Raw genomic sequence first — 19,722 nt, forward strand, 5'->3', positions numbered from 1 at the left:
AGGAGGACGGGACTCCAGCCATCCTTTTCGGCACGAAGCTGAAGCCACCCGTCCCCCGCGGGCACACCGTCGAACCGGAAGCGCCCCTGCGCGTCGCTCTGGGTTTCCGGCAGTGGTTCCAGGATGTCTTCGATGGGAAGGGTTTCAAGCCGGAGACGGACCCCTTCGAGGGGCTGCCCTTTCATGTCGACCACGCGGCCCTCGAAGGGAACCGCGCGCGCCATGGACAGATCCCACCGGGCCTCCGTGTCGAAGGCAATCCGCACATCCGTACGAATCACGCCCACGAATCCAGGGGCCTCCGCCTGGGCGACGTACCACCCTGGCATGAGGTGGAGCCGGGCCGTCCCGTTCACATCCGTGAGGCCCGACCTGGAGACGCTGGAGCCGCGATCCGCGCGCCGTGCCCGCAGCGTCACCCCGGGAATCGGCTGTCCCAGTGCATCGACGGCCCGGACGGTCAGCGTCCTCTCCTCCAGCGGCCATCGCTTCAACACCGGACGCGGAGCTTCCGCGCACGCGAGCACCACGGCCAAGAGCCCCACCCAGCTCCATCGCATGCCCCGCAGGTTAGCAGGGCATGGCGTGACAACGGCCAGCGTCAGCGAGCGAAGCGCGTGCCGCCCTCTTCAGGGCGCGGTGTCTCGAACCGGTGCACGCCGGGCTCCGTGAGGTTCACGGGGTAGCGGAGCACGACCAGGTTCGCATCGCTCGTGAGCACGAACACCGTGTAACGCCCCAGCGGCAGGTGACTGAATCGAGGCTCCCACCAGGAACGGTAGGACCAGTTCTCCACCTGGCGCTCTGGACGCTGCTCGGCGGGCTCGGAATCCGGCTCGGCGGCGGACACCATCAGCGTGTGGACGGCGTCCACCGTCGACGGCATCGGGACGTCTCCGGGAACGAGCAGGACCCGGTCCCACTCGCCCGCACCGGGGAACAGGACCTGCACGGACGCGGGCCCTGTGCGTGGCCGCAGGTCCACCCGGACCGTCTCTCCCGGACGGCCACTGCTGAAGCGCTGGGGCCAGAAGACACGCAGCGGCGGCGAGGGCCATCCGGAGGGACCGCCCGTGTCGTAGACGCTCAAGAAGCACTCGCGCCCCGAGACGACATCCAGGCTGTACCGTCCCTCCGCGTCGGTGACAGCCATCTGGTCGGGGTAGACCTCGCACCCGGTCATCAGGCGCGTGCCCGGCAACGGACGCCCCGCTTCATCCGCCACCGTCCCCACGAGGTGGGCAGCCGGGACGAGCGGCACCGTCACCTCCGCCACCTCCGGACTCAACGGCAGCGAGGCGGTTCCGTCTTCTTCCGTCTCCGCCTTGAGGATGAGCGGCTCACGCGGCACGTTCTCCAGCAAGAACCGTCCGTCCGCCTCCACCCTCAGGAACGCCTGCTCCCAGGCGAACGTCGACTCGTTCCCTGGCGGCGGGCGCAGGGCCACCCAGCCCTTCGACAGGGCCGGCTGCCCATCCTTCCGCAGCAGCCGGACTCGCACGTCGCGCCCGGCCTTCAGCATCACGTCGGACAGCACGGTCCGTTCCCCCACGGGCTCCACCCGCCTGCGCGTGCTCGCGAATCCCTCCGCCGAGAAGGTCAGCCCCTCGGGCCAGGGACCTTCCAGCGTGTACTGGTAGCGCCCTTCCCGCTCATGGTGGAGCGTCGAGTTCACTTGAAAGTCAGTCAGGGGCTTCCCATCCGGCCCCAGCACGCGTCCCTGCACGCTGGGATGGGAACGGACCTCCACGGAGACGTCTCCCGCGTCCGGGCCGAGCTCGACCTTCGTGTTCCCCTTGTGAACCACCACGCGCACGGGTCCCGCCAGCAGGTGATGCACCGCGAAGCGTCCCTCCAGGTCGGTCGTGCTGGAGGACTCGCTCACGAAGGCGTCCTTCTTCGGGTCACCCGAAGAGGCCCTCAACTGCACGCCCGCCACGGGCCCGTCCGCGCCAACGACCCGGCCCTGAAGCGGTGCGCGCTCCGGCGCGTTGTCGAAGCGGAGCGTCAGCTCGCGGGTCCCTCCCGCCACGACCTCGACGTCCAAGGACGCGCTCCAATCCGCGCCAATCCCCACCGGACACGTGACCGTCACCCGGTAGCGCCCTGACTCCAGGCCCCGGTACACCCGGGCGTCCTTCACCTTCTCGTCGATCCAGGCCCCCTCCTTCGACACGGGATCCAGCGCCTTGATCTTCACCTCCGGCGGGTGCGCAAGCCTTCCCCCCGGGCCGAAGGCCATCACCCGCAGCGAGCCCTGCTCGCGCATCACGAGCGTCAGCTCCACGGGCCGGGCGTCGAACACCCGGCGTTCGTCGCTGTAGCCCTTGCGCCGCGCCAGCAACACGCCAGGGCCTGGCCCCATGCCTTCGAACCGGAAGGTTCCGTCCGGGTTCCCCACGAGGTCCAGACGGGGCGCCGTCGTATCCGCGGGGATCCATGAGAGCGACACGGCGCGGACGGGCTGGCCCGCTCCGTCCACCACGCGCCCTGGCACCGGGGCGGAGGGCCGCAGCGTCATCATCACCGCCGCCGGATGCTCGCGCCCGAGCCGCATGTCCGGATCCACGAAGGTCTGATGGCCCGTGGCCTCGGCGGTGAAGACGTACCAGCCGGAGGGCACCGTCAACACGGCCTGTCCCCGTGCGTCGGTCGTGCCCCAGAACACCTCGGGGGGATTCACCATCGCCTGCCGGATGCGGAACGGGATGCCAGGAAGAGGATGGCCCTCCGCGTCCTTCGCCAGCACCGTGAGCATTGCTGTCGCGGGCGCCGGCTCGGACGCCGTCACGGGTTGCTGCTTCGGCGTGCCCGCGCACGCGAGCATCCCCACCACGAGCCCCAGCTGGCTCCATCGCATGTGCCCGACGCTAGCAAGCGCGCGAGCACACGGGACAGCCCCTCAGCCGAAGCGCTCGCGGAAGGTGCTCAGGTTGGGCCCCTTTCCATCGCGCTCGTACACCGCGAACACCACGCGGCTGAACGCGCCCGCCATCGTGGACAGCCCTCGCGCGAAGGCCTCCGCCGCGTCGCGCGGGTTGTTGCGGAACGCGCCGCAGCCCCAGGCCCCCAGGATGATCGTCCGGTGCCCGTGGTGCGCCGCCACCTGCAACACCTTGAGCGCTCGCGCGAAGAGCACGTCCCTCACCTGCTGCGCGACCTCCGGGTCCCCTGCCGGCAGCTGCTTCGCGTTGGGCGCGGGTGCCGTGAGCAGCGACACGAGGAAGGGCCGCTCCAGCAGGTCATGGTGCTCGTTGCGGAAGAACGGCACGTCCGGCGAGTAGATGAAGTGATCCGTGTACAGCGGCGAGCGCAGCTTGCGGTTCGCGTCGTAGTACTCCGGCCACTTCAACAGACACGGGTACAGCGCCGAGCACCGCGCCAGGTCCTCCTCCTGCGCCTTCGCGCCCGTGAGGAAGCCGCCGCCCGGGTTCACCGCCGACGCGAAGTTGAGCGCCAGCACGCGGCGCTCCCCCTCCTGCTCCACCAGCCGGCGCGCGGCGTCGCCCGTCTTCTCCGGCGTCACCTCGATGGTGAAGCCCTGCACCGGAGAAGGCCGTGTCAGGTGTTCGAAGTCCCCGGGGCGCACCAGCACGGTGCCCTGGACCGCGTGCGCCACCGCGTCGCGAAGGGACACCTCCTTCCCGGAGAGCGGCACGTAGCGGCCCTCATCCAGGATGCGAAGGGTCTCGTCCGCGACGCGGTTCAGCGCCATGGCGTCACTCGCAGCCGATGCGCTGGGTCGCCACCGCGAGGTCGTCGATCCACGTCTCCGACGCGGAGTCGCCCTTGGGGTGCACGAAGCCGTAGCCCACGCCGAAGTTGGTGAACGGCCGGATGCCGACGTTCGGGAAGTCGAAGGCCTGCTGGCCATCCACCCACACCAGCGCGTGGCCCGTGGTGGCGGAGGTGTCGGCGCGCTCCACGCCCCACTCGATGCACGTCCACTTGTTGGGCGACACCGTCACCGCCGTGTTGTCCTGGAGGTTCCAGCCCGTGCCCTTGATGCCGCTCCAGTCATCCAGCGCGAAGGCGCCGTTGTGCATGCCTTGGAGCTCGATGCCGCCGAAGTCGTTGTCCTTCGGGGAGAAGAGGATGAAGTACGTCCCCATCACGCCCTCCGGCGAGGCCCGGCTCAGGTACACGTACGCGCGCGTGTAGAGCTTCGTGCCGAACGCCGGCATGTCCTTGCGCAGGTGCGCGATGGCCTGCTGGTCCCCCGAGCCCGTGTCCTCGTTGTAGCCGGGGTCCGTCTTCACGTGCACCGCGCCGCTGCCGGAGCGGGTGCGCGAGTTGTCGATGGTGATGGTGGCGTGGTGGTTCTCGTCCGGCTGCTTCCAGCCGTTCATCCCCTTGTCGAAGTTCTCGCAGAAGATGGCGGAGGCGGGGCACTGGCCGTTGGGCGTGGTGGTGCCGCCGTCGGTGTTCGTGCCCGCGTCCGTGCCCGAGTCGGGGGTGTTGTCCGTCTTGTCGTCGCCGCAAGCCGACAGCGCGCCCACCGCGAGGGAAGCCATCATCAACGCCAGTGCCGAAGTCGAACGCATGAGTCCTTCCAGGAAGAAGCGTCGCGCCCTCGCGCTCCTGCCGCGGGGACGGGACGTGTCGCAGTCCTAACACGGCCCCCCGTCCACCTTGGAATGGGGCCCGCCAGACCCCGGCCACGCAAGGCAGGCGGGCAGGCGCGAGGCCCGCCGTGACGACAGGCCCCGCGGGGCCATACGGATGTCGGCCAGCGATGGATGCGCGCGCGGCGCGATCACAAGTGCTCACTGGCAGCGCACGGACCTGCCCGGCAGGTGCGCGTTGCCGTTCCGCCCCGTACTGCTTTCCATGTGAAGCGCCAGCGGCACGGGCGTCACCCTCACGGGCAGCAGAGGGGTGGGAGCGGGTGGGGGTTCCTGGCATCGGGGAGAGCGGGAGATGGGAGAGGCCTTCCGAAGACTCACGATCGTCGAGCCCCCGGCCGACGACGCGCCCTCCAATTGCGCCACGCCGCCGCATGCCCGGCACCTGCCGCCCACCGGCTCGGTGGCGCTCGTCTTCACGGACATCCAGGGGTCCACGCGGTTGTGGGAGCGCTGTGGCCAGGCCATGCGCGACGCGCTGGAGCTGCATGACGGCGTGCTGCGCGCGCTGCTGCCGGGCACGGACGGCTACGAGGTGAAGTCGCAGGGTGATGCCTTCATGGTCGCGTTCGCGTCCCCGGTGGAGGCGGCGCACTGGTGCCTTCGCGCGCAGGAAGCGCTGCTGCACGCGAGCTGGCCGGAGACGCTGCTGGAGGAGCCGGACGCGGCGGAGGAGCACACGCCGGAGGGGCTGTCCCACCGGGGGCTGCGCGTGCGCATGGGTGTGCACGTGGGCGAGCCCGACTGCCGCCTGGATCCCTCCACCCACAGGCTGGACTACCTGGGGCCTCCGGTGAACATCGCGGCGCGTGTCGCGGACGCGGGCCACGGCGGCCAGGTGCTGCTGAGCGGCGCGGCGTGGGCCCGCATCCAGCCGGAGCTGGCCTCCCTGGGCATGCCCGTCTCTCGCGCGCTGGGGTCCTTCCGCCTGCGCGGCGTGAGCGACAGCGTGACGCTGGTGGAGCTGCTGCCCGCGTCGCTCGCGCACCGCCGCTTCGGTCCCCTGCGCGCCCCGCGCGAGCGGCCCGGCAACGTGCCCTCGATGCGGCAGGACCTGGTGGGGCGCGCCGAGGAGCTGGACACCCTGCGGCAGTGGATGTCCGAGGGCGCGCGGCTGATCAGCATCCTGGGCCCGGGCGGCATGGGCAAGACGCGGCTGGCCACGCACTTCGGCGCGCTGGAGTCCGACGCGGGCTCGTGGGAGGGCGGCGTCTGGCGGTGCGACCTGGAAGAGGCGCTGACGGAGAGCGACCTCTGCCACGCGGTGGGCCGGGCCCTGGGCGTGCCGCTGACGGCGGACGGCGACGGCAGCACGCCGGCGGAGCGGCTGGGGCGCGCGCTCGCCGGGTGCGGCGACGTGCTGGTCATCCTGGACAACGTGGAGCAGGTGGTGCGGCACGTGCCCGCGACGCTGGGGCGCTGGCGGGTGCTGGCGCCGCGAGCCCGCTTCCTCGTCACCACGCGCGAGGCCCTGCGCCTGCCCGGAGAGCGCGTGCTGGACCTGGCCCCGCTGGGCCTGCCGGATCCCGAGGAGACGCGCTGGGACGTCATCCTTCGCTCGGACGCGGTGCGCCTGTTCGTGCAGCGTGCGCGGGAGACGCGCGGCGACTTCATCCTGAGCGACGCGGAGGCGCCGCGCGTCGCGGACATCGTGCGGCAGTTGGACGGCATCGCGCTGGCCATCGAGTTGGCCGCGGCGCGAGTGAGCGTGCTGGGCGTGGAGCAACTGCGCGAGCGGCTGTCGAAGCGCTTCGACCTGCTGCGCGTGGGACGAAGGGACGCGCCCGCGCGGCAGGCGACGCTGCGGGGTGCCATCGACTGGTCCTGGAACCTGCTGGAGCCGGCCGAGCGCGCCGCGCTGGCGCAGTGTTCCGTGTTCCGCGGCGGCTTCACGCTGGAGGCGGCCGAAGCCGTGCTGGTGCTGCCGGACGGCTCGCCGGACGTGCTGGAGGTGGTGCACTCGCTGCGCTCGCAGTCGCTCTTGTGCGCGCGCGAGGTGGGGGCGCCCGGCGGCTTCCTGCGCCTGGGGCTGTACGAGAGCATCCGCGAGTACGCGGCGCTGCGGCTGCGGGAGATGGGAGACGCGGCGGCGTGCGAGGCCCGGCACGCGGACACGTACCTCCAGGTCGCGGGCCGGCTGCGCGAGCGCGTGCAGAAGACGGGAGGCGCGACGGCGCTGCGGCGGCTGGCCCTGGAGCGCGAGAACCTGCTGGCCGCGTGCGACAACGCGATGGCCGTTCGCCCCGCGACCGCCGAGTCCCTGGGCCGCGCGCTGGAGACGCTGGTGGCGCTGGAGCCGGATGCGCGCACGCGCGGGCCGGTGGGGCTCTTGGTGGATCGGCTGGAGCGCGCGCTGGAGGCCTCGTCGCAAGTGCCGGTGGCGCCGCTGAAGCGCGCGGAGGCGCTGGCGGTGCTGGGCCGCGCGTACCTGGACGCGGGCCAGGCCGAAGCCGCGCGCCGGGCCCTGGAAGAGGTGCGCGGCGTCTTCCACACGCTGGGCGAGACGGCGTCGGAGAAGCGCGTGCTCGTGGACCTGTCCATCGTCGCCCGACATGCCGGGGACGGTGCCGCCGCGTGGACGCTGATGCGCGACGCGCAGGCGCTGCCGTCCGGAAGCAACCGGTGGCTGGAGGCCTACGCCGTGGGAAACCTGGGCCTCGTCGAACAGGTGCGGCATGGACCGGAGGCGGCCATCCCGCATCTGCGCGCGTCGCTGGCGCTGTTCCGCGAGGTGGGCGACGTGACGTTCGAGGTGGGCTTCCTCACCAACTGCGCGGTCGCCATCGGCGAGGCGGGCGACCTGGGCGAAGCGGTGATGCTCCTGGGCGAGGCGCTGGGCCGGGCGCTGAGCGTGGAGGACCGCGCGGGCCAGGCGCTCGCGCGGCTCAACCTGGGCTGCTACCTGATGGACGCGGGCGGCGTCGCGGAGGCGTGCGAGCACCTGGAGGCCGCGGTGCGCCTGTCGCGGCTGTTGGGCCAGCGGCTGCTGGAAGGCACCGCGCTGGGGGAGCTGGGCCGGGCCTCGCTCGTGCGGGAGGACTGGGCGCAGGCCCGCGCGGCGCTGACGGAGGCCGTCTCCATCCTGGGCCGCGTGTCGCGCTGGCAGGCGCTGCGGTTCATCGCGTACCGGGCCGCGCTGGACGCCGCGTGCGGAGAGCCCAGAGCCGCCCGGGACGGCTTCGCCGCGCTGGAAGGCGCCCCCGAGCTGCGCGAGGACCCTGCCCTCTTCCAGCTCGTGGATCTGCTCCGCGCGGCGCTCGACCTGGCGGAAGCCGACGCCGCGCCCCCGGGGAGCGCGCAGGCCCACGAGGCCAGGGCCGCCGCGCGCCGCCGCATCGAAGCCGCGCGCAACGCCCCGCGAGAGACGGCGTCGTCCGACATCCGGGGCGCGCTCCGCTTCCTGGAGGCCCGCCCCGGCGTCAGCGATTCGCACCTGGACGCGTGACGCCGCTCACGGCTTCGCGGCGGGAGCCTCCACGGGCTCCGGCAGCGGCTTCGCGAAGCGGCGGAAGAAGCTGTCGTCGTTCCAGTACGGGCGCCGGGGCTCGTCCGCCACCGCGTTCGTCAGGGCGGTCAGGAAGGTGATGAAGCGCGCGGCGCCCTCGTGATCCACGGGCTGCTGCGCCAGGTCATCCGACGGCGCGTGGTAGCGCTCGGTCAGCCACTGCTTGAACACCTTCTGCTCCTCCGAGCCCGGCGTGTAGCCGAACTTGAAGAACAGCGCGGGCACGCCCTCGCGGATGAACGAGTACTGATCGCTGCGCACGAACAGGTTGCGGTCCGGCTCCGGATCCGGGAGCACCTGCACGTCCTGCTTCGCCGCCACCTCCGCCAGCGGCACCGCGAGCGAGGACTCGTCCTTGCCGTGCGCCACCACGGAGGTGAACGGCCAGTGGGGCATGAACATGTCCAGGTTGAAGTCCGCCACGATGGAGGTGATGGGCACCGGCGGCCGTGACGCGAAGTACTTCGACCCGAGCAGCCCCTTCTCCTCCCCCGTCACCAGCGCGAACAGCACGGACCGCTTCGGCTTCTCCGGCTGGTCGTGCAGCCGCCGCGCGACCTCCAGCACCGCCGCCACACCGGACGCGTTGTCCATGGCGCCGTTGTAGATGCGGTCGCCCTTCACCGGCTCGCCAATGCCCACGTGGTCCAGGTGCGCGCTGAGCACCACGTATTCCTTCGAGAGCACCGGATCCGCGCCCGGCATGACGCCCACCACGTTCATGGACTTCAGCGGCTTCACGTCGAAGGCCACCTTCGCCTTCATGCGCAGCGGGATGTCGAACTTCGGCAACGGCTTGTCCGCGTCGGCCAGCGCCAGCAGCTCCTCGTACGTGTGTGGCGCGCCCTCCAGCCACTTCCGCGACTTCGTCACGTTCACCATCACCGCGACCTTCAGCCCGCGCGAGTCATTGAGCGACGGATCCGCGAACACCACCGTGGGGTTCTTGCTGGAGCCCACGATGCGCTCCCACGGCAGCTCCAGCAGCTTCGGGTTCTGGAGGTACACGTACCCCACGGCCCCCGCGGCCTTGAGCACCTTCAGCCGCTCCGACCACGCGGAGAAGTGCGACTTCACCGGGCCCGGGATGTCCCCCGGCCCGCCCTGGAGCATCACCACCACCTTGCCCTTGAGGTCCAGGCCCGCGAAGTCGTCGTGGCCCAGCTCCGGGATGGACAGGCCGTAGCCCACGAACACCAGCGGCGCGTCCACGGTGCCGTTGTCCCCCTGCCGCGCGGACAGCACCACGTCCTCGCCCTGCACCAGCGGCAGCGTCTGGCCGTCCTTCACCAGCGCGACGCTGGACTTGGACTCGATGAGGCGGCGCGACTGGAGCGCCATGGGCTGGAGGAAGCCCGTCTTCAGCATCGGCTTCACGCCCAGCGCGGCCAGCTCCTTGGACACGTAGCCGGCGGCCGTCGCATAGCCCTTGCTGCCCGTGTCGCGCCCCTCCATCGCGTCACTGGCCAGCACCTCCACGTGCTTCCACCAGCGATCCTCCGCGGCGGCGGCGGGCTTGGAGGCAGGAGGCTCCGCGGCCAGGGCCCCGGAGGAGACGAACAGCGCGAGCGCGGCGACGGACGAGACCCGATTCATGCCCCGGAGCATCCAGGGCGGAGCCGGCGCATGCAACCGCGATCAGGCCTGCACGCCCAGCCGCCGGCCACGCAGCTCCGACAGCGTGCGCGCGTCCAGCAGCACCGCGGACTTCTCCTGCGGAGACAGGGGCTCCACGCCGCCCGCCAGCAGCTTGCGCCGCGCGGACGCCAGCGCCGCGGGGACGCTCGCCGCCGGGTGGGACTCCAGCAGCGCCAGGTGCAGCGCGTGCGCGCGAGGGTCGGTCAGCACGTGGTCCAGCGCGTCGTCCACCGGCTCCATCCCCTCCTCCGCCAGCTCCTGCGCGCGCACCAGCACGGTGGGCGGCTCGGCCTCTTCCGGAATGAGGAGCAGGCCCTGCTTCTGCAGCCACAGCCCCAGCGACGCACGGGAGGTGAAGACGGAGATGGCCGGGGCCAGCCACAGCCCCAGGATGACCGGCGACAGCCACGCCAGCATGCCGGGCGCCACCGCGAGCGTCAGCGCCGCGAGCACGACGCCGATGACCATGTGCCCCTTGTGCCGGCGCAGCGCCTCCGACCACGGCAGGTCCGTGTCCTCGCGCTGCTGGCTGGACCAGTTCACCTTGTAGCCAAACAGCGTCCCGAACACGAAGTGCGACTGGAAGAGCATCATCACCGGCGCCATCAGCGTGGACACCACGCCCTCCAGCAGCACGCTCAGCACCAGCTTGAAGCGGCCGCCCATGCGCGCCGCCTCCTCGCGGTTCGCGAGGATGAGGCCCGTCCCCATCAGCCGGGGGATCCACAGGAGCGCCAGCGACAGCACCATCAGCCGCAGCGCGCCCACCGTGTCGAACGCGTCCCCGCCCGGCAGCGTGGCCTGGAACTCCATCAGCGTCGCGGGCGCGAAGAACCACTCGTGCAGCGCGGCGAACAGGCCGGCCACCAGGAAGATGAGCCACAGGGGCGACGCCACGTAGGACATCACGCCCATGAGGAAGTGCATCCGGCTCATCGGGTGCAGGCCGCCCGCCATCACCAGGCCCATGTGCTGGAGGTTGCCCTGGCACCAGCGGCGGTCGCGCTGCGCGTACGCCAGCAGGTCCGGCGGCGGCTGCTCGTAGCTGCCGCCCAGCTCCGGCACCAGCCACACCGTGTAGCCCGCGCGGCGCATCAGCGCGGCCTCCACGAAGTCGTGGCTGAGGATGTGGCCGCCAAAGGGCTGCTGTCCCGGCAGCACCGGCAGGCCGCAGTGCTCGATGAAGGGCGCCATGCGCAGGATGGCGTTGTGGCCCCAGTAGTTGGAGTCCCCCAACTGCCACGCCGCCGCGCCCGCCGCCACGATGGGGCCATAGACGCGCCCGGCGAACTGCTGCAGCCGCGCGAACAGCGTGGAGCGCCCCACGTTCTGCGGCGGCACCTGGAGGATGCCCGCGCCCGGGTTGAGCTCCATCAGCCGGGCCATCTTCACCACGCTGTCGCCCGCCATCAGGCTGTCGGCGTCCAGCACCAGCAGGAAGTCGTAGCGGCGGCCCCAGCGCTCGCAGAACTCCGCGAGGTTGCCCGCCTTCTTGGCCGTGTTGTCGGAGCGGCGGCGGTAGAAGATGCGCCCCTGCCCGCCCACCCGGCGGACCAGCTCCGACCACGCCAGCTCCTCCGCCACCCACGACTCCGCGCGCGTGGAGTCGCTCAAGACGTAGAAGTCGAACGCGTCCAACTGCCCCGTCGCGGCGATGGACTCGTACGTGGCCTGCACGTGCGCGAACACCGCGGCCGGGTCCTCGTTGTAGACGGGCATCACCACGGCGGTGCGGCGCGTGAGGGGCTTTCCGGCCTCCTCTTCCGTGGGCCAGCGCAGGCCGGGCACGCGCTGGTTCGACACGAGCTGGAGGAAGCCCGCGACGCCGCTCCAGAACGACAGGGCGATCCACGCGAAGCACAGCGCGAACAGCCCCAGCACGAACAGCTCCGGCACCGTGGTGCCGTGGGCCGCGAGCAGCCGGTGCATCTCCACCGAGGCGAACCCGGTGGACAGGGCCGCCAGTCCCAGCACCATGACGCGGCGGGGCCGCGCCAGGGCCGGAGTGTAGGGTTGGGCGTTCATGCGGACTCCGGGCTCCCGTGCGGCTTCAGGTGTGGGGTGTGCCGCGCCTAGCGCGACGGCGACACGTCCGCCTGGCTGGCGGCGGGACGCAGCCAGCGGCGCAGCATGTCCATGAAGGGATTGAGCACGAGCACCTGCTCGCGCATCTGGCAGGGCACTTCCGCCGGCGTGGACATGGGCACTGCTTCACACACCGCGCGGCGCCAGGCCTCCGGCAGCGAGGACGGAGCGCGCATCAGCACGTCCGCGCCCCAGCGCGCGCCGCCCACCAGCACGAACGCGGCCCGGCCGCGACCCAGCAGCGCCGGCCCCACGTGCGCGGGCCCCAGCACCTCCGCCAGCCACCCCTCCACCCGCCAGCGCGCCAGCGCCAGCGCGGCCTCCGGCGACAGGGACAGCTCGCGCGTGCCCAGGATCCAGCCCGCCAGCTTCTCCAGGTCGCCACGGGCGGTGAAGCCGAAGTCCTGGAAGAAGCTCACCAGCGCGGCCTGGGTGTCCGCACGGGGCGCCTGCGGCATCGCCGGGGCGAAGGAGATGAACGGGTGCGTGGTCACGGAATCCACAGGTAGCTCCAGGTCTCGGTGAGGGTCTCGGAACCGCGTTTCAGGAAGCAGCGCAGCTCGACGGGGCCATCCCCGTCGGGCATGAGCTCGAAGGCCGCGCGGAAGCCACCGGTGACGGCGTGGACCTCCGCGCGCGGGTGCAGCACCTGGCCGCGCGAAGCGGTGACGACCGCCTCCACGGGGCCCGTGCCCTCCACGCTGGCCTTGTTGAAATCGAGGACGAAGCGGCGCGCCCCCGGCTTGGTGCCCGCCGCGACACGCGTCGCCGCGACGGTGGAACCTCCGGCCTTCACGCCCTCGGGGGCAAAGCCCCAGGACAGCCGGTAGGCGAAGTGAAGCTGCGCACCCGCGGGCACCGGCGCATCCGGCACCCAGAAGGCCACGATGTTGTCGTGGACCTCTTCGCGGGTCGGCAGCTCCACGAGCCGCACGGAGCCCGCGCCCCAGTCACCCACCGGCTCCACCCAGGCGCCCGGACGGCGCTCGGAGCGCGCCTCCAGGTCCTCGTAGCTGCTGAAGGCCTGGTCGCGCTGCAACAGGCCGAAGCCCGCGAGCCCGTCCGTGTGGAAGCTGCTCACCTGGATCTGCTTGGGGTTCTTCAGGGGGCGCCAGAGCTTCTCGCCGTTCTTCATCCACACGGAGATGCCGTCGGAGTCGTGCACCTCCGGGCGGAAGTCGTCGAAGTCGCCCCGGTCGTTCTCCCCGAAGAGGAACATGCTGGTGAGCGGCGCCACCCCCAACTGGCGCACCGCCTTGCGCACGAACACCTTGGAGGTCACGTCCATCACCGTGCGCTCACCCGGGCGGATGGCGAAGCGGTACGCGCCCGTGACGCTGGGGCTGTCCATCAGCGCGTGCACCACCACCGTGTCGGAGCCCCTGGCCGGCGTCTCCAGCCAGAACTCGCGGAACGTGGGGAACTCCTCGCCCCCCGGCTGCGCCGTGTCGATGGCGAGCCCGCGCGCGGACAGGCCGTACAGGTTGCCCTTGCCCAGCGCGCGGAAGTAGCTGGCGCCCAGGAAGACCACCAGCTCGTCGTAGTAGTCCTTCGTGTTGAGCGGCGCGTTGAGGCGGAGGCCCGCGAAGCCGTTCACCTGGCCCTTGGGCGGCGTCCCCACCAGCGGGCCGTAGGTGAACTGCTCCGTGGAGAACGGCACCGGGCGCGCCTTGCCGCCCTCCACCACGTTCACGCCCACCGGACGGGTGTAGAAGAAACCGGGGTGGAAGAACTGCGCCCGGAAGGGCAGCCCCTCTTCACGCCACAGCGACGCGGCGTCGCGGAAGCGGATGTCGCGGTACTGATCGTAGGTGAGCTTCTCGAAGGACGGCGGCACGCCGACGGGCGGCTCCTGGTACGGCTTCGCGGCCAGCGCGCGGGCCTTCTCTTCCACCGTCGCCGCGGAGAACCCGGACACCTTCGCCGCCCCTGCCTTCGGCTGCTGGGCACACGCCATGGCCGCGACGCACAGCCCCAACCCCCACGCCATCCCCACCGTCTGTCGCTGCCACCGCTTCAAGTCCCGCTCCTCACCAGGGGCCACCGCCCGCGCCAGTACGGCGCGACGCGGCATAGGCTAGCAACGGTCATGCCAAGCGGCAGGGGACGGGGAATTTCCCAATCAATCCAAGGACCTGCTCATCACCGGTTGATTTGAGTCCAAATGATTCCGGTGGGTTGAGAGGGGGACAGGAGAGGGAGCCACCGGCGCCTGGATTGGGGGGTTGTGGACGTTGGGGACAGGGGGCCAACAGCCCTGTCCGAAATCTCCACAGCGGAGGGGGGCAGCCGGGCGGGAAGGATTTCCCGGGACATTGCCGCCCATTGCAGGCAGTGTGGCCCGCGCCCTGGGCGGCACCGGGAATCCATCCGGAGGCCCAAGGGTTCCAAGACGTTTCCAGGTGCCTCGGGCCGCAGGTTGGCCTGACCGCGTACCGCCAGGCGCCCCCGCAATACCGCGGGAGGGCGCGCTGCGCGGTCGGTCCCCCGCCAGAAGGGGGAGTGGTCCCCCGCCAGAACGGGGAGTGCGCCCACCCATCTCATGCGGGATTTCATGACTTTCGACGAACTGCAGTTGACCGATTCACTCCTCAAGGCCGTCAAGGCCGAGGGCTACACCACGCCGACGCCCATCCAGGCGAAGGCGATTCCCCACGCGCTCGCCGGCAAGGACGTGCTGGGCGTGGCCCAGACGGGCACGGGCAAGACGGCGGCGTTCGCGCTGCCCATCCTCCAGCGCCTGTCTGCGAAGGCGCCCGCGGGCGGCGCCCGTCCGGTGCGCTGCCTGGTGCTGACGCCCACGCGCGAGCTGGCCAGCCAGGTGAGCGACAGCTTCGTGACCTACGGCAAGCACCTGCCCCTGCGCCACGCGGTGGTGTTTGGCGGCGTGGGCCAGAACCCGCAGGTCCAGGCGCTGCGCCAGGGCGTGGACATCCTGGTGGCGACGCCGGGGCGCCTGCTGGATCTCATCGACCAGGGCTTCGTGACGCTGCGCGCGCTGGAAGTGTTCGTGCTCGACGAGGCGGACCGCATGCTGGACATGGGGTTCATCCACGACGTGCGGCGGGTCATCAAGGTGCTGCCGCCGGTGCGCCAGACGCTGTTCTTCAGCGCGACGCTGCCGCCGGACATCATGGACCTGGCGCGCAACATCCTGAAGGACCCCGTGCGCGTGGAGGTGTCCCCCGCCTCCAGCACGGCGGAGACGGTGAGCCAGCAGGTGTACTTCGTGGAGCGCGAGGAGAAGCGCGCGCTGCTCACGCACCTGCTCCAGGACGCGAAGGCGATTCCTCGCGCGCTCGTCTTCACGCGCACGAAGCACGGCGCCAACCGCGTGGCCAAGCAGCTCACGGCGGCGGGTGTGCGCGCGGACGCCATCCACGGCAACAAGAGCCAGAACGCCCGCGAGCGCGCGCTGGACGAGTTCCGCGCGGGCACCCTGCGCGTGCTGGTGGCCACGGACATCGCGGCGCGCGGCATCGACATCGACGGGCTGTCGCACGTGTTCAACTACGACCTGCCCAACGTGCCGGAGCAGTACGTGCACCGCATCGGCCGCACGGGCCGCGCGGGCGCCAGCGGCCAGGCCGTGTCCTTCTGCGACTCCGAGGAGCGTGCGTACCTGCGCGACATCGAGCGCACCATCCGCCGCAGCGTGCCGGTGGTGGCGGACGCCGCCTTCCGCTCGCACCTGCCCCCTCCCATGCCCGGTGACGTGGAGGACGACCGTCCCCCGATGAACCGGGGTGGCCGGGGCCCCTCGCGCGGCAACGGCGGCGGCGGTGGCGGTCAGCGCCGTGGCGGGGGTCAGCGCCGCGCGGGTGGCGGTGGGGGTCAGGGCGGCCGTCCGAACGGTGGCCAGTCGCGTCAGGCGAGCGGCGGAAACAGCCAGGCGCCGCGCAACGGTGGCCAGGGCCGTCCGCAGCAGGCCCGGCCCGCCGTGGCGTCGCCCGCCGCGGGGCCGAGCTCGCCTCCGCCCCGTCGCACGATGTCCAAGTGGGGCTGATCCCTCCTCCCGGGTGAGCCGGGAGGGTTGAAGTCCATGACGCCCGGGTCCTCCTTCGAGGGTCCGGGCGTTTGACTGTCCGGGGTGTGGCGGGAGGGGTTGGGCTGGCCCCCTGGCGGATGGGGCCGTGATAGCGTGACGCCCTGATTCACGGTGGTGCCTCGCACCCCTTTGTCATCAGGACACGCCCTCTTCCATGACGCGCTCGGCTGACGGTGAGCTGCACATCGATTCGGTCCTCCGGAACACCTACAAAGTCGTCTCCGTGTTGGGTCGGGGCGGCATGGGTTCGGTGTTCCTGGCCCAGCACCTGCGGCTCCCGGGCAAGCAGGTCGCGGTGAAGGTGCTGCGGGTGGGGGACCACGTGGGGCCGGACCTCCACGTGCGGTTCCGGCGCGAGGCGGAGATCGCCTCCCGGCTGGGGCACCCGAACATCGTGGAGGTGCTGGACTTCGACACGCTGGAGGACGGCAGTCCGTTCCTGGTGCTGGAGTACCTGCGCGGGGAGAGCCTCGCGGACCGGCTGCGGCGCGGGCGGCTGTCGCTGGAGGAGGTGTTCTCCTTCACGCGGCAGATGGGCTCCGCGCTGCAGACGGCGCACCGCGCGGGCGTCGTCCACCGCGACCTGAAGCCCGCGAACATCTTCCTGGTGCCCACGGACTCCGGCGGCGTGGTGGGCGAGCGCGTGAAGCTGCTCGACTTCGGCATCTCCAAGGTCATGTCGTCGGAGACGCTCCAGACGCAGGAGGCGGTGCTCATCGGCACGCCGCAGTACATGTCGCCGGAGCAGGCGCAGGGGCAGAACAGCCGCATCGACGCGCGCACGGACCTGTTCGCACTGGGCGGCATCGTGTTCGAGATGCTCTCCGGAATGACGCCCTTCGGTGGCGGGTCGCTCGCGCAGATCATCTACCGCGTGGTGCATGAGCCGCCGGTGTCTCTGGCCACGCTGATGCCGGACCTGCCGCCGAACGTCGCGAAGGCGGTGGCGCGGGCGCTGGAGAAGAACCCGGACAACCGTCATCCGGACGTCGCGTCGTTCATCGCGGAGCTCACGGGGACGACGCTCCAGTCGCTGCCGGAAACCGAGGAGCAGATCGCGGCCCGGACCTTCTCGCGAGCGAAGCGCCCGTCGGGCGTGGCGCTCCCCTCCGTGGCGCCGAGTGACGAGGAAGCGATGGGCGCCACCATCGCACCAGCGGCCAACAAGGCGCCGGGGACGGGCCGCTTTGGCGCGGATGCGCTCGCGGCGTCGGATGACATCGGCTTCGACGCGACGATGGCGCCGCGAGCCAGCGGCACGGTGCCGTACGGACAGCAGCCCCAGGTCGCGGGCGGCACGATGGGCTTCGGCGCCACGCAGGCGCCTGGAAGCGGCGTGGGAAGCTCAGGCGTGGCCCTGCCCGCGCCGGGTGTTTCCGTGCAGCAGCCGGGAAGCTACAGCGGCCAGCAGGTCGCCCCGGGCAGTCTCCCGGGAGCCATTGTCAGTCCCCCATCCCAGACCCAGCCGCTCGCCCCTGTGAGCGTGGCGGGTCAGCCGGGGATGCCCGGCCCGATGACGATGCCCGTCCCCGCCGCGGGCCCGGCGAAGTCGCACGTGCTTCCCATCGCGGGTGCTGCCGCGCTGATCATCGGCGCCGTGGGGCTCGGCTGGTGGCTGCGGCCTCCGCCGCCGGTCGTGGCACAGCCCCCTGTCGTGAACGCGGCTCCGCCTCCCCTGCCCCCTCTCCCCGTGGCCCCGCCGCCCGTGGCGCCACCGCCGACCCAGCCCGCGACGCCCGCCGTGGCGCAGAATGTCGTGCCCCCGCCCGTTCCCAAGCTGGATCCGCCGCCGAAGCAGAAGGCCACCGGCACCACGAAGGAGCCCCAGGGACCGGGGATTGATCCGCCCAACGAACTCTCACGAGCGGCCCTCGCTGAAGCACGCATTGCGTTCGCGGCGGGCGAGCTGAACACGGCGATCACCCGGGCCAAGCGCAGCTATAGCGATGGTCCTAACCTCGCCGCCTACCTGCTGCTGACCGAGGCCTACTGCAAACAGAAGGATCTCGGAGGAGCGCGCACATATTGGCGGCTTCTGCCCGCCAAGCTGCAACGAAAGGCCGAGCAGGAGTGTCTGACCTCTGAGATAGATCTGAGGCCTTGAGCCGACACCGCCCCTCCGCACGCCCGCGGAGGGGTGAGGGGGAAACATCCAACATGAAATGCATCGTCGCCGTGGCCGCGCTGGCCACCCTTCTGGGCACCCTGCCCGCCCGGGCCGCGCCGCCCGCTCCCGTTGAAGCCGGCAAGGTGTTCGTGGGCCCGCAGGGGGAACAGGTCGCGGTCGTGCCGCTCACGCCCCGCGACCAGAAGAAGTTCCTCCTGCGCATCCAGGGCACGGGCTCCGCGCTGGACAACCTGGTCCTCCCCTACACCGTGAAGGACTGGAGCAGCCAAAGCACCCTGCGCCAGAACTACACCACGCAGTGGCACGGCAAGGACTACTCGCCACTGATCATCGTGGGCAAGAACTCGGAGCTGCACTTCCCCGGCGGCCCCGGCAACGGCATCGCGGTCCAGTACGACGAGGCGCGCTCCCAGAAGCTCAAGCCGGAGGAGGTCTACGCGCAGCACGTGCAGCAGACCCAGAGCGGCCAGCTCGCGAAGCTGATGGCCTTCGACCGCAAGGCGGAGGAAGCCCTCCACGACACCGCCTACGCCGAAGCGCTCCAGGAGCTGAACACCGCCTGCCGCACCTCCGTGGCGGGCGCCATCGACTGGGCCACCATCCCCGAGCCCGTCCTCAAGACCCAGAAGATCGCCCGCTACTGCGTCCATCCCCTCACCGCGATGAAGGCCCTATGCGAGGTCTCCGAGGAGGCCCGAGGCACCGTGAAGGCCCGCCTGCGGACCATGGACTGCCGCTTCGGCTCCGCGCTGGAGCCCGCCCTGCAGGGTGACCGCTTCATCTGGACCACCACTCCGGAGGCGGGCAACCAGGAGAAGGCCGCCACCCGCTACTTCAAGAAGCACCTCTAGGCCCGCGCACCATGCTCTTCCAACGCATCCTTCCCGTGGCCGTGCTCCTCGCCGCCAGTCCCGCCGCCGCCGTTGAACCGCCGTGGGGCAAGGCGGAGAACCTGGGGCAGCGCATGCTCCTGGAGGCCACCTCCGTCTGCACCGACGGCAAGGGCCACTACGTCGTCTCCGTGCCCCGCGAGGACACGGACGGAACGGACGACCAGCTCTACTACGGCGACGGCAAGTCCCTGGTGGAGGTGCCGCGCCCCCGCACCCGGAACCTGTCCGCCAACACGTTCCAGGATCCGCGCTTCTTCAATCCCGCCGGCACCGCGGACTACGACGGCGTGGACCTGCGCGTGCACTCGCAGGTGTCCGTGGACACCAAGGAGCGCACCTGCTCCCTGCGCTGCGGCGAGCGCAAGGTGACGCTGGAGATGGTCCCCGGCGCGCAGGCGCGCGAGCTGCTGCGCAAGGCCACCTACGTGGCCAACCCGCAGAAGTTCGTGCCGCACGCGCTGCTGCGCGACTCGACGGGCACGTACTACTACGTGGACAAGGGCTTCACGCCCGCGGAGTCACGCAACTTCCGCGTGTTCATCGGGCCGCGCGGGGACCTGAAGCCGCAGAAGATGACCAACGTGGTGGCGGACTCCGAGGGGGAGATCTTCACCACGAAGAAGGGCCAGCTGCGGCTCGTCATCGACCGCGCGCAGAAGCCCATGTGGATCGAGAAGGCGAACAAGGAAGTGGAGCTGCGCAACGTCCCCGTGGAGCAGAACCTGCCCCTCATCTACAACGAGCTGGGCGTCTACACGGGCATCCGGCTGGGCACGCCCTGCGACGACCAGTAGCCCCGC

12 protein-coding genes and 1 pseudogene are annotated in these 19,722 nt (G+C 71.3%); 5 read left to right on the forward strand and 8 right to left on the reverse strand.

The window, feature by feature from the left end; genetic code table 11:
* Positions 1-236: 236 nt before the first annotated feature.
* From JYK02_RS40045 to JYK02_RS31330, 4 genes and pseudogenes are all read right to left on the reverse strand, one after another.
* Positions 237-560 (reverse strand): annotated as a pseudogene (locus tag JYK02_RS40045) (carboxypeptidase-like regulatory domain-containing protein); the annotation flags it as partial.
* Between the two features lie 41 nt (positions 561-601).
* Positions 602-2,860, reverse strand: a complete 2,259-nt coding sequence (locus JYK02_RS31320; RefSeq protein ID WP_207056511.1) for an MSCRAMM family protein — start codon at positions 2,858-2,860, stop codon at positions 602-604.
* Positions 2,861-2,902: 42 nt separating this feature from the next.
* Positions 2,903-3,715, reverse strand: coding sequence for a TIGR02452 family protein (locus JYK02_RS31325; RefSeq protein WP_207056513.1), 813 nt, complete (start codon positions 3,713-3,715; stop codon positions 2,903-2,905).
* 4 nt (positions 3,716-3,719) lie between these two features.
* Positions 3,720-4,544 (reverse strand): hypothetical protein, encoded by an 825-nt coding sequence (locus tag JYK02_RS31330; protein ID WP_207056515.1) that lies wholly within the window; start codon positions 4,542-4,544, stop codon positions 3,720-3,722.
* A gap of 376 nt (positions 4,545-4,920) precedes the next feature.
* Here JYK02_RS31330 and JYK02_RS31335 point away from each other — a divergent pair, with 376 nt between their 5' ends.
* A complete protein-coding gene (locus tag JYK02_RS31335; protein ID WP_207056517.1) occupies positions 4,921-8,070 on the forward strand; it encodes an ATP-binding protein in 3,150 nt (1,049 codons plus the stop codon).
* 6 nt (positions 8,071-8,076) lie between these two features.
* Here the strand turns inward: JYK02_RS31335 and JYK02_RS31340 are convergent, their stop codons facing one another.
* The 4 genes from JYK02_RS31340 to JYK02_RS31355 are packed head-to-tail and all read right to left on the reverse strand — an operon-like array spanning position 8,077 to position 13,843.
* Positions 8,077-9,726: a M28 family metallopeptidase gene (locus JYK02_RS31340; RefSeq protein WP_207056519.1), complete on the reverse strand. Its 1,650-nt coding sequence runs from the start codon at positions 9,724-9,726 to the stop codon at positions 8,077-8,079.
* Between the two features lie 42 nt (positions 9,727-9,768).
* Positions 9,769-11,793, reverse strand: a complete 2,025-nt coding sequence (mdoH, locus tag JYK02_RS31345) for a glucans biosynthesis glucosyltransferase MdoH (protein WP_207056521.1) — start codon at positions 11,791-11,793, stop codon at positions 9,769-9,771.
* A 47-nt stretch (positions 11,794-11,840) separates the two neighbouring features.
* Positions 11,841-12,356, reverse strand: a complete 516-nt coding sequence (locus JYK02_RS31350; protein WP_207056523.1) for a hypothetical protein — start codon at positions 12,354-12,356, stop codon at positions 11,841-11,843.
* Positions 12,344-13,843, reverse strand: coding sequence for a glucan biosynthesis protein (locus JYK02_RS31355; RefSeq protein ID WP_431603515.1), 1,500 nt, complete (start codon positions 13,841-13,843; stop codon positions 12,344-12,346). Before JYK02_RS31355 ends, JYK02_RS31350 begins: the two co-directional genes overlap by 13 nt.
* Before the next feature lie 564 nt (positions 13,844-14,407).
* Here JYK02_RS31355 and JYK02_RS31360 point away from each other — a divergent pair.
* The 4 genes from JYK02_RS31360 to JYK02_RS31375 all read left to right on the forward strand — a co-directional run bounded on the left by JYK02_RS31360 (position 14,408) and on the right by JYK02_RS31375 (position 19,716).
* The gene (locus JYK02_RS31360; RefSeq protein ID WP_207056526.1) at positions 14,408-15,859 is read left to right on the forward strand and encodes a DEAD/DEAH box helicase; all 1,452 of its coding nucleotides are present in this window, start codon (positions 14,408-14,410) and stop codon (positions 15,857-15,859) included.
* A 196-nt stretch (positions 15,860-16,055) separates the two neighbouring features.
* Positions 16,056-18,005, forward strand: a complete 1,950-nt coding sequence (locus JYK02_RS31365; protein WP_207056527.1) for a serine/threonine-protein kinase — start codon at positions 16,056-16,058, stop codon at positions 18,003-18,005.
* 53 nt (positions 18,006-18,058) lie between these two features.
* Positions 18,059-18,880, forward strand: coding sequence for a hypothetical protein (locus JYK02_RS31370; RefSeq protein WP_207056528.1), 822 nt, complete (start codon positions 18,059-18,061; stop codon positions 18,878-18,880).
* Between the two features lie 11 nt (positions 18,881-18,891).
* Positions 18,892-19,716, forward strand: coding sequence for a hypothetical protein (locus JYK02_RS31375; protein WP_207056529.1), 825 nt, complete (start codon positions 18,892-18,894; stop codon positions 19,714-19,716).
* Positions 19,717-19,722: the final 6 nt, after the last annotated feature.

The sequence above is a fragment of the Corallococcus macrosporus genome (assembly GCF_017302985.1).
GTDB classification, from domain to species: domain Bacteria; phylum Myxococcota; class Myxococcia; order Myxococcales; family Myxococcaceae; genus Corallococcus; species Corallococcus macrosporus_A.

Coding starts and splice junctions, on each gene's coding strand:
- JYK02_RS31320 (WP_207056511.1), bottom strand. CDS start 2,860: ATGCGATGGAGCCAGCTGGGGCTCGTGGTGGGGATGCTCGCGTGCGCG.
- JYK02_RS31330 (WP_207056515.1), bottom strand. CDS start 4,544: ATGCGTTCGACTTCGGCACTGGCGTTGATGATGGCTTCCCTCGCGGTG.
- JYK02_RS31360 (WP_207056526.1), top strand. CDS start 14,408: ATGACTTTCGACGAACTGCAGTTGACCGATTCACTCCTCAAGGCCGTC.
- mdoH (WP_207056521.1), bottom strand. CDS start 11,793: ATGAACGCCCAACCCTACACTCCGGCCCTGGCGCGGCCCCGCCGCGTC.
- JYK02_RS31325 (WP_207056513.1), bottom strand. CDS start 3,715: ATGGCGCTGAACCGCGTCGCGGACGAGACCCTTCGCATCCTGGATGAG.
- JYK02_RS31340 (WP_207056519.1), bottom strand. CDS start 9,726: ATGAATCGGGTCTCGTCCGTCGCCGCGCTCGCGCTGTTCGTCTCCTCC.
- JYK02_RS31370 (WP_207056528.1), top strand. CDS start 18,059: ATGAAATGCATCGTCGCCGTGGCCGCGCTGGCCACCCTTCTGGGCACC.
- JYK02_RS31335 (WP_207056517.1), top strand. CDS start 4,921: ATGGGAGAGGCCTTCCGAAGACTCACGATCGTCGAGCCCCCGGCCGAC.
- JYK02_RS31365 (WP_207056527.1), top strand. CDS start 16,056: ATGACGCGCTCGGCTGACGGTGAGCTGCACATCGATTCGGTCCTCCGG.
- JYK02_RS31355 (WP_431603515.1), bottom strand. CDS start 13,843: ATGGCGTGGGGGTTGGGGCTGTGCGTCGCGGCCATGGCGTGTGCCCAG.
- JYK02_RS31375 (WP_207056529.1), top strand. CDS start 18,892: ATGCTCTTCCAACGCATCCTTCCCGTGGCCGTGCTCCTCGCCGCCAGT.